This is a genomic window from Modestobacter caceresii (genome assembly GCF_000761485.1).
GTDB lineage: Bacteria > Actinomycetota > Actinomycetes > Mycobacteriales > Geodermatophilaceae > Modestobacter > Modestobacter caceresii.
The window spans coordinates 30528-41651 of the sequence record NZ_JPMX01000064.1 but is presented as its reverse complement, the minus strand read 5'-3'; the positions used below and the strand labels follow the sequence as shown (position 1 = coordinate 41651).

General features: G+C 74.7%; 12 protein-coding genes. All 12 read left to right on the top strand.

The genetic code is table 11. From position 1 onward, the window contains the following. The first annotated feature begins 191 nt into the window (after positions 1 to 191). The 12 genes from rplU (at position 192) to IN07_RS14320 (ending at position 11031) form a co-directional block, all read left to right on the top strand. The gene (gene rplU, locus IN07_RS14375) at positions 192 to 527 is read left to right on the top strand and encodes a 50S ribosomal protein L21 (protein ID WP_442928864.1); all 336 of its coding nucleotides are present in this window, start codon (positions 192 to 194) and stop codon (positions 525 to 527) included. A 4-nt stretch (positions 528 to 531) separates the two neighbouring features. Next, positions 532 to 819, top strand: coding sequence for a 50S ribosomal protein L27 (gene rpmA / locus IN07_RS14370; protein ID WP_036336698.1), 288 nt, complete (start codon positions 532 to 534; stop codon positions 817 to 819). Between the two features lie 118 nt (positions 820 to 937). Next, positions 938 to 2425, top strand: a complete 1488-nt coding sequence (obgE, locus tag IN07_RS14365) for a GTPase ObgE (RefSeq protein WP_156119200.1) — start codon at positions 938 to 940, stop codon at positions 2423 to 2425. Next, positions 2422 to 3543 (top strand): glutamate 5-kinase, encoded by a 1122-nt coding sequence (proB, locus tag IN07_RS14360; RefSeq protein ID WP_036336694.1) that lies wholly within the window; start codon positions 2422 to 2424, stop codon positions 3541 to 3543. Before obgE ends, proB begins: the two co-directional genes overlap by 4 nt. 12 nt (positions 3544 to 3555) lie before the next feature. Next, positions 3556 to 4035, top strand: a complete 480-nt coding sequence (def, locus tag IN07_RS14355) for a peptide deformylase (protein ID WP_036336693.1) — start codon at positions 3556 to 3558, stop codon at positions 4033 to 4035. A 67-nt stretch (positions 4036 to 4102) separates the two neighbouring features. Then, a complete protein-coding gene (locus tag IN07_RS14350) occupies positions 4103 to 5353 on the top strand; it encodes a glutamate-5-semialdehyde dehydrogenase (RefSeq protein ID WP_081975416.1) in 1251 nt (416 codons plus the stop codon). A gap of 58 nt (positions 5354 to 5411) precedes the next feature. Continuing rightward, positions 5412 to 6296 (top strand): AAA family ATPase, encoded by an 885-nt coding sequence (locus IN07_RS14345; protein ID WP_036336692.1) that lies wholly within the window; start codon positions 5412 to 5414, stop codon positions 6294 to 6296. Further along, complete coding sequence (locus IN07_RS14340) at positions 6296 to 7732, top strand: vWA domain-containing protein (RefSeq protein ID WP_036336691.1); 1437 nt, start codon at positions 6296 to 6298, stop codon at positions 7730 to 7732. The genes IN07_RS14345 and IN07_RS14340 overlap by 1 nt, the downstream gene beginning before the upstream one ends. A 315-nt stretch (positions 7733 to 8047) precedes the next feature. Then, positions 8048 to 8857 carry a nicotinate-nucleotide adenylyltransferase gene (gene nadD, locus IN07_RS14335; RefSeq protein WP_231558382.1) on the top strand — a complete coding sequence of 270 codons (810 nt, stop codon included), beginning with the start codon at positions 8048 to 8050 and terminating at the stop codon, positions 8855 to 8857. Next, complete coding sequence (gene rsfS / locus IN07_RS14330; RefSeq protein ID WP_036336687.1) at positions 8854 to 9303, top strand: ribosome silencing factor; 450 nt, start codon at positions 8854 to 8856, stop codon at positions 9301 to 9303. Before nadD ends, rsfS begins: the two co-directional genes overlap by 4 nt. After that, the gene (locus IN07_RS14325) at positions 9300 to 10064 is read left to right on the top strand and encodes a histidine phosphatase family protein (protein WP_036336685.1); all 765 of its coding nucleotides are present in this window, start codon (positions 9300 to 9302) and stop codon (positions 10062 to 10064) included. The genes rsfS and IN07_RS14325 overlap by 4 nt, the downstream gene beginning before the upstream one ends. Positions 10065 to 10110: 46 nt before the next feature. Continuing rightward, the gene (locus IN07_RS14320; protein WP_052091280.1) at positions 10111 to 11031 is read left to right on the top strand and encodes a DegV family protein; all 921 of its coding nucleotides are present in this window, start codon (positions 10111 to 10113) and stop codon (positions 11029 to 11031) included. Positions 11032 to 11124: the final 93 nt, after the last annotated feature.

Below are 11124 nucleotides of genomic sequence, written 5' to 3'. Positions count from 1 at the left end.
GGGCGCCGCCTCGCCCGGGGGCCGGGTCGAACCGCTCCTACGCGGTTCGACCCGGGCACGCCGCCTCGGGTACGCTGGACGGGTTGCTCCACCACGGGCCGCGCACTCCGGTGCCGCCTGGGGGGCGCGAGCAGCACGTCCAGCACTCGACCCTCGTGGCGGTCGTGCGCGCAGGACACAGTGCTGGACACATGGAACCGATCGAGGAGTCAGTGGTGTACGCAGTCGTCAAGGCCGGTGGAGCGCAGCACAAGGTGGGTGTCGGTGACACGTTCACCATCAACCGCCTCAGCGGAGAGGCCGGTGACACCGTCACCCTTCCGGCCATCCTGCTGGTCGACGGCGACACCGTCACCGCCGACGCTCAGACGCTCGCCGGCGTCACCGTGACCGGCGAGATCGTCGAGCACGGCAAGGGCCCGAAGATCCACATCCACAAGTTCAAGAACAAGACGGGCTACCACAAGCGCCAGGGGCACCGTCAGCCCCTGACCAGCGTCGTGGTCCGCGACATCACGAAGGGCTGACGACATGGCACACAAGAAGGGCGCATCGTCGTCCCGTAACGGTCGCGACTCCAACGCCCAGCGCCTGGGCGTCAAGCGCTTCGGTGGTCAGGTCGTCAAGGCCGGCGAGATCATCGTCCGCCAGCGCGGCACCCACTTCCACCCGGGTCTCGGCGTCGGCCGCGGCAAGGACGACACCCTGTTCGCGCTCGTGCCCGGCTCGGTGACCTTCGGGTTCCGCCGCGGCCGCCGCGAGGTCGCCATCACGGCTGTCGGCGCGCCGGTTGCCGCCCGTGAGACCGCCTCGGTCTGAGCACCACCCAGCACCACCCAGCACGACCAGCTCTGACCGGGTGGCGGCGCCGAGAATCGGCGCCGCCACCCGTTCCCCTTTCCGGACAGTTCGGCCGTAACGCAGAGAGGCGGCGATCATGGCCGCTTTCGTCGACCGCGTGACGGTCCACGTCTCGGCAGGCAAGGGTGCCAACGGGGTCAGCTCCGTGCACCGCGAGAAGTTCAAGCCGCTGGGCGGTCCCGACGGGGGCGACGGCGGTGACGGCGGCGACGTCGTCCTGCAGGTCGACCCCAGCGTGCACACCCTGCTGGACTTCCACCACCGCCCGCACCAGAAGGCCGGCAACGGCAAGCAGGCAGCCGGCGACTACCGCAACGGCGGACGCGGGGCCGACCTCGTGCTCGGCGTGCCCTCCGGCACCGTCGTGAGCGTCGACGGTCAGGTCGTCGCCGACCTGGTCGGCGCCGGTGCCCGGCTCGTCCTGGCACGTGGCGGCAAGGGGGGCCTGGGCAACGCGGCCCTGGCCAACGCCCGCCGCAAGGCCCCCGGGTTCGCGCTGCTCGGTGAGCCCGGCGAGGCCGTGGACGCCGTCCTCGAGCTGAAGAGCATCGCCGACGTCGGTCTGGTCGGGTACCCGTCGGCCGGGAAGTCCTCCCTCGTCGCCTCGATGTCGGCAGCCCGCCCCAAGATCGCCGACTACCCCTTCACCACGCTGGTGCCGCAGCTGGGCGTGATCCGTTCCGGCGACACGACCTACACGATGGCCGACGTCCCCGGCCTGATCCCCGGCGCCTCCGTGGGCAAGGGCCTGGGCCTGGAGTTCCTCCGGCACGTCGAGCGCTGCGCCGTCCTGGTGCACGTGGTCGACATGGCGACGATGGAGCCCGGCCGCGACCCGGAGACCGACATCGAGGCACTCGAGCACGAGCTGCGCGAGTACGGCGGCGAGGACCTCGACCTGGTCGGCCGGCTGCGGATCGCCGTGCTGAACAAGATCGACGTCCCGGACGGCCGCGAGCTCGTCGACCTCGTGCGCGCCTCGCTGGAGGAGCGCGGCCTGCAGGTCTTCCCGATCAGCGCGGCCACCGGGGAAGGGGTGACCGAGCTGGGCTACGCGCTCGCCGCCGCCGTCCGCGAGCACCGCGCCTCGCTGCCGGACCTCCCACCGGCCCCGATCACCATCACGCCGCGCGCCGTCGACGACGGCGGCTTCACCGTCGAGCGCGATCCCCGCACCGACGGGTGGGTCGTGCTCGGGGTGCGCCCCGAGCGCTGGGTCCGGCAGACCGACTTCAGCAACGACGAGGCCGTGGGCTACCTGGCCGACCGGCTCAACCGCCTCGGTGTCGAGGAGGGGCTGGCCAAGGCCGGCGCCGTCCCCGGTGACGCGATCACCGTCGGCGACGTCACGTTCGACTGGGAGCCCACCCTGCCGGCCGGCACGCTCACCATCGAGGAGACCGCGGGCCTCGGCGGCCGCGGTACCGACACCCGGCTGGAGGACAACGCCCGGCTGTCGGCCGAGGAGCGACTGCTGGCCAAGAAGGCCCGCCGGCTCCCGTACGAAGTCACCGAGGGCGACGGCTGGATCGACGCCGACCTCCTCGACGACACCGACCGGTGACCGCCCGCGCGGAGATCGCCGCCGCGCAGCGGGTGGTGGTCAAGGTCGGCTCCTCGTCGCTGACCACGCTGCCCGGCGGGCTGGACGAGACCCGCCTGCGGGCGCTGGTCGACGTCCTCGGGGCGCTGCGGGCCGCCGGCCGGCAGGTCGTGCTCGTCTCCTCCGGGGCGATCGCCGCGGGGCTGGCGCCGCTGGGGCTGGCCGGCCGCCCCCGCGACCTGGCCACCGCCCAGGCGGCTGCGAGCGTCGGGCAGCTGCGGCTGGTGCAGACCTACGCCGACGCCTTCGCCGCCCACGACGTGACCGTCGGCCAGGTGCTGCTCACCGCCGACGACCTGACCCGGCGCAGCCACTACCGCAACGCGCAGCAGACGATCGAGCGGCTGCTCGCGCTCGGCGTGCTGCCGATCGTCAACGAGAACGACACGGTCGCCACCGAGGAGATCCGGTTCGGCGACAACGACCGGCTCGCCGCGCTGGTCGCCCACGTCGCCATGGCCGACGCCCTGCTGCTGCTCTCCGACGTGGACGGCGTCTACGACGGCGACCCGCGCACCGGCCCGGCCGCGCTGGTCGACACCGTGCGCAGCCCGGCGGACCTGGCGGCGGTGACGCTGGGCTCGGCCAGCCGCAACGGCGTCGGCACCGGCGGGATGGCCACCAAGGTGGAGGCTGCGTTCATCGCCTCGGCCGCGGGGGTGCCCGTCGTGGTCACCTCCACCGCACAGGCGGCGGACGCACTGGCCGGTGAGCGGGTGGGCACGCTGTTCGCCCCCACCGGGCGGCGTCCCTCGGCCCGGCAGTTCTGGCTCCGCTACGCCAGCCGCCCCCGCGGCCGGGTGCTGCTCGACGAGGGCGCGGTCCGTGCCGTCCGGGAACGGCACGCCTCACTGCTGGCCGCGGGCATCACCGGCGTGACCGGGGAGTTCCTCGCCGACGACCCGGTGGAGCTGGTCGGTCCGGACGGCGAGGTGGTCGCCCGCGGCCTGGTCGCCTACGACGCCCGCGAGCTGCCGGCGCTGTTGGGGCGCAAGACCGGGGACCTGGACCCCGAGTACCGCCGCGAGGTCGTCCACCGCGACGAGATGGTCCTCGTCGGGCGCCGCACTCCCGGCTGAGAGACTGCCCCCGTGACTGTTCGATCCATCCGCGAGATCGGTGACCCGGTGCTGCGCACCCCGGCCGACCCGATCCGCGCCTTCGACAAGGACCTCGCCGCGCTCGTCCGCGACCTGGAGGAGACCGTCGACCACCCCGGCCGGGCCGGTGTGGCGGCGACCCAGATCGGGGTGGGCCTGCGGGTTTTCTCCTACAACGTCGACGGCGTCATCGGGCACATGGTGAACCCGGTGATCGCCGAGCGCAGCGAGGAGACCCAGGACGACGACGAGGGCTGCCTGTCGATCCCGGGGCTCCACGCCCCCACCGTGCGGGCGATGCACTGCGTCGCCGAGGGGTTCGACGTGCACGGTGAGCCGCTGCGGATCGAGGGCAGCGGGCTGCTCGCCCGGTGCCTGCAGCACGAGGTCGACCACCTCGACGGGAAGCTCTTCGTCGACCGGCTGACCGGCGAGGCCCGCAACCAGGTGCTCCGCGCCCTGCGCAGCTGAGGGAGGACCCCACCGCCCGCAGGCTCGCGGCGGGACCCGGCACGGGGCCCGCGCGTAACCTCGACGCGTGTCCGACGCCGACTTCCCGCTGATCGGGGCCGCCGCGGTCCGCGCCCGTGAGGCCGCCCGCGTGCTGCGCACCCTGCCCACCGAGACCAAGGACGCCGCGCTGGCCGCGATGGCGCAGGCGCTGCTGGAGCGGGCCGACGAGGTGCTCGCCGCCAACGCCGCCGACGTCGAGGCCGCTGCGGCGGACGGCACGCCGGCCTCGGTGCTGGACCGGCTGCGGCTGGACCCGGCCCGGCTGGCCGCGGTGGCCGACGCGCTGCGGGAGCTTGTCTCGCTGCCCGACCCGGTCGGCGACGTCGTCCGCGGGTCCACGCTGGCCAACGGGCTGCAGTTGCGCCAGGTGCGGGTGCCGCTCGGCGTGGTCGGGATCGTCTACGAGGCCCGGCCCAACGTGACCGTCGACGCCGCCGGGCTCTGCCTGAAGAGCGGGAACGCCGCGCTGCTGCGCGGGTCCGGCTCCGCGCACCGCACCAACACCGCGCTGGTCGCCGTCCTCACCGAGGCCGCCGAGAAGGCCGGGCTGCCCGCCGGTTCGATCGCGCTGCTGCCGGCGGACCGGGCGTCGGTCGGGGAGCTGCTGAACGCCCGCGGTCTGGTCGACGTCGTCATCCCGCGCGGTGGGGCCTCGCTGATCAACCGGGTGGTGCGGGAGGCGACCGTGCCGGTGATCGAGACCGGCGTGGGCAACTGCCACGTCTACGTCGACGCCTCCGCCGACCCGGCGATGGCCGAGGCGATCGTGCTGAACGCCAAGACCTCCCGGGTCAGCGTGTGCAACTCCGCGGAGACCCTGCTGGTGCACCGGGACGTCGCCTTCCTGCCCCGCCTGCTGGCCGCCCTGACCGACGCCGGGGTCACCCTGCACGGCGACGAGGCCGCGGCCCAGGCCCACGAGGGCGTCGTCCCCGCCACCGACGAGGACTGGGCCACCGAGTACCTGTCGCTGGACATGGCCGTCCGGGTGGTCGACGACCTGCCCGGCGCGCTGGACCACATCAGCCGGTGGGGGAGCGGGCACAGCGAGGCGATCGTGGCCGACTCCGCCCGGGCGATCGCCGAGTTCACCGCCGGGGTCGACGCGGCCGCGGTGCTGGTCAACGCCTCCACCCGGTTCACCGACGGTGGCGAGTTCGGGTTCGGCGCCGAGATCGGCATCTCCACCCAGAAGCTGCACGCCCGTGGCCCGCTCGGGCTGCCGGAGCTCACCTCCACCACCTACGTCGTCACGGGCAACGGCCACACCCGCTGACCCCGGTACGCACCCGCACGAGCGCCCACCCGCCCCGCCGCCCCAACGAGGGAGCCGCATGTCCCGCACGCCCACGCACGCCGCCCAGTTCGCCGACGTGGCGGACGTGACGACGCGGTTGTCGGCCGCCGGGTACCTGCCCGACGCCCAGATCGCCACGACCGTCTTCCTGGCCGACCGGCTGGGCAAGCCGCTGCTGGTGGAGGGCCCGGCCGGGGTGGGCAAGACCGAGCTGGCCAAGGCGATGGCCGCCGCGACGGGCTCGGAGCTCATCCGGCTGCAGTGCTACGAGGGCCTGGACGAGGCGCGGGCGCTGTACGAGTGGAACTACAAGAAGCAGCTGCTCCGGATCTCCGCGGCGGGCACCGGCGGTGCCGACTGGGACACCGTGCACGACGACGTCTTCGGTGAGGAGTTCCTGCTCGCCCGGCCGCTGCTGACCGCCATCCGGCGCACCGAGCCGACCGTGCTCCTCATCGACGAGACCGACAAGGCCGACGTCGAGGTGGAGGGCCTCCTGCTGGAGGTGCTCAGCGACTTCCAGGTCACCATCCCCGAGTTGGGCACGATCACCGCCACCCGCCGGCCGCTCGTGGTGCTCACCTCCAACGCCACCCGCGAGCTGTCCGAGGCGCTCAAGCGGCGCTGCCTGTACCTGGCGCTGGACTACCCGAGCGCCGAGCGGGAGCGGGAGATCGTGCTGTCCCGGGTGCCCGACCTCGCTCCGGGGCTGGCCGACCAGCTGGTGCGCACGGTCCGGGCCCTGCGGGCGCTGGAGCTGAAGAAGGCGCCGTCGATCTCCGAGACGCTGGACTGGGCGCAGACGCTGCTGGCCCTCGGCCTGGACACCCTGGACGAGTCGGCGATGCGCTCGACGCTGGGCGTGGTGCTCAAGCACGCCAGTGACCAGGCCCGGGCCGCCGCCGAGCTCCGGCTGAACTGATGCCGCCGGGAGCCGCCGTCGAGCCGGGTGATCTCGTCGGGCACCTCGGCGGCTTCGTCCGCGCGGTGCGGGAGGCCGGCGTGCCGGTCGGGATCAGCCAGGCCGTGGACGCCGCCCAGGTGCTCACCGTCGTCGACCTGCTCGACCGGGAGCAGCTGCGGCACGGCCTGGCCGCGGTGCTGCTCCGCCGGGCCGCCCAGCGCGAGGCCTTCGACGTGCTGTTCGACCTCTGGTGGCCGCTGACCGACCGGCCGGTGCCCGTCGCGGGCGACGACGGAGCCGGGGACGGCGGCGAGGACGGCGAGCCCGGCACCGATGGACCCCTGCCGGTGGGGGACCCCGGCGCCCTGGCCGCTGCGCTGCGCGCGGAGCTGCTGCGGCTGCTGCTGGAGGGGGACGAGGAGGCGTTGCGCCGGTTCGCCCGGCTGGCGGTCGACCAGCTCGGCGCCGGGGCGCCCACCCCCTCGGGGCAGTCGTTCTTCAGCTACCGGGTGCTGCGCGCACTGTCGCCGGACACGCTGGTGGCGCAGCTGCTGGCCGGGATGCTCGCCGGCGGTGAGGCCGGCGGGCTGGCCGAGCAGGTGGCCCGGTCGACGGCGAAGGAGCGGATCGCGGCGTTCCGGACGGCGGTGGAGGCCGAGGTGCGGCGCCGCACCGCCGCGGAGAAGGGACGGGACAAGGTCGCCCGCAACGCCGTCCGCCCGATGGCCGACCAGGTCGACTTCCTCCGCGCCCAGCAGGCCGACCTCGCCGAGCTGCGCCGCACCGTGGCGCCGCTGGCCCGGCGGCTGGCCGTGCGGCTGTCGGCCCGCCGGCGGCTGGGCAGGGCCGGGCGGCTGGACTTCCGCCGCACGGTGCGCGCCTCGCTGGCCACCGGCGGGATGCCGCTGGTCACGCACCACCGGCCGCGGGCGGTGCACAAGCCCGAGCTGGTGGTGCTCTGCGACGTCAGTGGCTCGGTGGCCGGCTTCAGCCACTTCACCCTGATGCTCACCCAGGCGCTGCGCGAGCACTTCAGCGGCGTGCGGGCCTTCGCCTTCGTCGACTCGACCGACGAGGTGACCCGGTTCTTCACCCCCGGGGCCGACGTGGTCGACGCGATCGCCCGGATCGGCCGGGAGGCCGACGTGGTCAGCTTCGACGGGCACAGCGACTACGGCAACGCGCTGGAGGTCTTCGCCGAGAGGTGGCCGGCGGCGGTCGGCCCGAAGACGTCGCTGCTGGTGCTCGGCGACGGTCGCACCAACTACCGGCACCCGGGCCTGCCGACGCTGGCCGACCTGGTGCGGCGATCACGGTCGGCCCACTGGCTCAACCCGGAGCCACGCCGGCTGTGGGGGAGCGGCGACTCGGCCGCGGACCGGTACGCCGACGTCGTCCCGATGGTGGAGGTCCGCACCGCGGCGCAGCTGGCGGACTTCGTCACCACCCTCTGAGCCGGCCCCGGCCGCCCCTGGTGCGTCCCCGAACATGACGACACGCCGACGGAATCGTTCCCATCGGAGTCCCTCCCTGCAGACCCGGAAACCAGACGGCATCGTCCGATCGGGCACGACGGCAGGGTGGACGACGGGGCCGGAGCACGGGGTGCTGCGATCACGCGGTGCCACCTCGGTGGCGAGCGGCGGCACGGGGGAGCCGGTCGCCGACCGGCGCACACCGGCGGCACCCGGCCGTCGTGCCCTTCCCGCCGGTCGCCGGAGCCGGTGGTCGGACGACCGGCCCCGGCGGGGCCGGGCTAGGCTCGATCGGTGGCAGGACGTCGACTCGGGGTGATGGGCGGGACGTTCGACCCCATCCACCACGGGCACCTGGTGGCCGCCAGCGAGGTCGCCGGGCTGTTCGGGCTCGACGAGGTCGTCTTTGTGCCGACCGGTCAGCCCTGGCAGAAGTCCGACCGGGGCGTGAGCCCTGCCGAGGACCGCTACCTGATGACCGTCATCGCGACCGCCTCCAACCCGCGGTTCTCCGTCAGCCGGGTCGACGTCGACCGGGGCGGGCCGACGTACACCATCGACACCCTCAGCGATCTGCACCGCCTCCACCCCGACGCCGAGTTGTTCTTCATCACCGGCGCCGACGCGCTCGCCCAGATCGTGGGCTGGCGGGAGACGGACAAGCTCTTCCAGCTGGCGCACTTCGTGGGCGTCACCCGGCCCGGGTACCAGCTGGCCGACGCCGACCTCCCGCGCGGCGCGGTCAGCCTGGTCGAGGTGCCGGCGTTGGCGATCAGCTCCACCGACTGCCGCGACCGGGTGCGCCGGGGGCGGCCCGTCTGGTACCTGGTGCCCGACGGTGTGGTGCAGTACATCGAGAAGCGCGGGCTGTACCACCCCGGCACCGCCGGGGCCGACGAGCTGCTGGCCGACACCGCGCCGCGGGTCAGTGGCTTCCCGGCCGAGCGGCTCCTGGCCCTCGACCACCGGGAGTCCGCGACCATGGACCACCGGGAGCCCGCGGCCATCGACCACCGCGAGACCGCGGCCACCCCACCCGACCTGAGCGACACCCCCACCCACGGGGACGATCCGTCCCCCGACCTGCAGGAGATCCCCCGATGACCGCCTCGGACGAGGCACGCGAGACCGCGCTCATCGCAGCGCAGGCCGCCGCCGACAAGCTCGCCACCGACGTCTCGATCGTCGACGTCAGTGACCGCCTGGCGATCACCGACGCGTTCGTCCTGACCTCGGCGCCCAACGAACGTCAGGTCCAGTCGATCGTCGACGGGGTGGAGGAGCGCCTGCGCGAGCACGGTGTGAAGCCGGTCCGCCGCGAGGGCGTGGCCGAGGGGCGGTGGGTGCTGCTGGACTTCGTCGACGTCGTCGTGCACGTCCAGCACGCCGAGGAGCGCGCCTACTACGCCCTCGAGCGGCTCTGGAAGGACTGCCCGATGATCCCGTTCACCGACGGCGCGGTCCCTGCGGCCCCCACGCCGGCAGAGGACGCTGCCGCCGGCGACGAGGACGGCGCCGGCGAGGACGTCCCGGGCGAGTCCGGCCGGTGACCGGGGGCGTCGACGCCCCGGCGGTGCCCCGCCTGCTCGTGTGGCGACACGGCCGTACCGAGTGGAACGCCGCCGGGCGCTTCCAAGGTCAGCTCGACCCGCCCCTGGACGCCGAGGGGCGGGCCCAGGCCGCCCGCACCGCGCCTCACCTCGCCGCCCTGCTGGAGGGCCAGGAGGTGCTGCTGGTCTCCAGCGACCTGCAGCGCGCGGTCGACACGGCTGGGGCGCTGGCCCCGCTGCTGGGCGTGCAACTGCTCGTCGACGAGCGGCTGCGTGAGCACGGGCTGGGCAGCTGGGAGGGCCTGACCCGGCACGAGGTGGCCGACCGGCACCCGGGGCAGTACGCCGACTGGATGGCCGGCCGACCGGTGCCGGAGCGTGGCGGGGAGGCGCAGGCCGACGTCGCCGCGCGGGCACTGGCTGCCGTGGCAGACCTGCCGCCGGCGGCCACGGCCGTGCTGGTGACCCACGGCGGGACGGCCGGCCGGTTGATCGAGGCGCTGCTGGGGCTGGGGGCGGAGCACAAGCGGGTCTTCGGGCCGCTGGGCAACTGCCACTGGAGCGAGCTGTCCTTCCAGGCCTCGGGGTGGCGGCTGATGCGGCACAACCTGTCGACGCCGGAGGGCGTGGAGGGTGGCGTGCGGGCGACCGGTGACCGTGGTCCCTTCCCCGAGCCCTCGGCCACCGACGCCCCCGACGCGCCGCGGGCGGGAGCCAGCCCCGAGGAGGGCGCACCGGCGACCGACGCCGACGCGGGCTGACCAGCCACTCCCGCGGCGCCGCGCACCACGCGGCTAGCCTCGCGCCATGTCCGTCGCCGTGGTCACCGACTCGACGGCCTACCTGCCGGCCGACGTCGTCGCGCACTTCGGCATCGAGGTCGTGCCGCTCTACGTGGTGCTCGCCGGGCGGTCCGGCCGGGAGGGCAGCGACGTCACCTCCGGCGAGGTCGCCCGCTCGCTCGCCGTACGGGGCGGCCACGTCAGCACGTCCCGCCCGACGCCGGGGGACTTCGTGGCCGTCTACCGGCGGCTGCTGGACGGCGGTGCCGACCGGCTGGTGTCGGTGCACCTGTCCGGGGAGCTGTCGGGCACCTTGGACGCCGCCCGGGTGGCCGCGACGCAGGTCGGTGAGCACCTGGTGACCGTGCTGGACTCCCGGTCGGCCGCGATGGGCACCGGGTTCGCCGTGCTGGCCGCTGCCCGGGCCGCGGCGGACGGCGCCTCGGCCGCCGAGGTGGCCGACGCGGCGCGGCAGACCGCGGCGGCCACCCGCACCTTCTTCGTCGTCGACACCCTGGAGCACCTGCGGCGCGGCGGGCGGATCGGTGCCGCGGCCGCCCTGCTGGGCAGTGCCCTCGCGGTGAAGCCGGTGCTGCACGTGACCGACGGCCAGGTGGTCGCCCTGGAGAAGGTGCGCACCTCGGCCCGCGCGCTCAACCGGCTGGTCCAGCGCGCGGCCGACGTGGCCGGTGACGCGCCGGTGGCAGCGGCGGTGCACCACCTCGCCGCCCCGGAGCGCGCGCAACGGCTCGCCGACCAGCTCGCCGCCCGCCTCCCGGCGCTGACCGAGCTGTACGTCAGCGAGCTGGGAGCCGCGGTCGGGGCGCACGTCGGGCCGGGAGCGGTCGGGGTGGTCGTCGACCCCACGCCGCGGCCCGCGACCGAGGCAGGACAGCGGCCGCAGGACGCGCCACCTCCGGGCCCGTCCGAGCACGGGCAGGACTGAGGGTGGGAGCTCGGGCACCCGGCCACAGTCCGGTGGCCCCGGCACTGCGCGGGGGCCGCCGTCCACAACGGTGCCCGCCGTCCACAACCTGGC

Bases quoted from the DNA above. Each gene is read 5' to 3' on its own strand.
- rplU (WP_442928864.1), top strand. From the start codon at position 192: ATGGAACCGATCGAGGAGTCAGTGGTGTACGCAGTCGTCAAGGCCGGT.
- rpmA (WP_036336698.1), top strand. From the start codon at position 532: ATGGCACACAAGAAGGGCGCATCGTCGTCCCGTAACGGTCGCGACTCC.
- obgE (WP_156119200.1), top strand. From the start codon at position 938: ATGGCCGCTTTCGTCGACCGCGTGACGGTCCACGTCTCGGCAGGCAAG.
- IN07_RS14345 (WP_036336692.1), top strand. From the start codon at position 5,412: ATGTCCCGCACGCCCACGCACGCCGCCCAGTTCGCCGACGTGGCGGAC.
- IN07_RS14340 (WP_036336691.1), top strand. From the start codon at position 6,296: ATGCCGCCGGGAGCCGCCGTCGAGCCGGGTGATCTCGTCGGGCACCTC.
- rsfS (WP_036336687.1), top strand. From the start codon at position 8,854: ATGACCGCCTCGGACGAGGCACGCGAGACCGCGCTCATCGCAGCGCAG.
- IN07_RS14320 (WP_052091280.1), top strand. From the start codon at position 10,111: ATGTCCGTCGCCGTGGTCACCGACTCGACGGCCTACCTGCCGGCCGAC.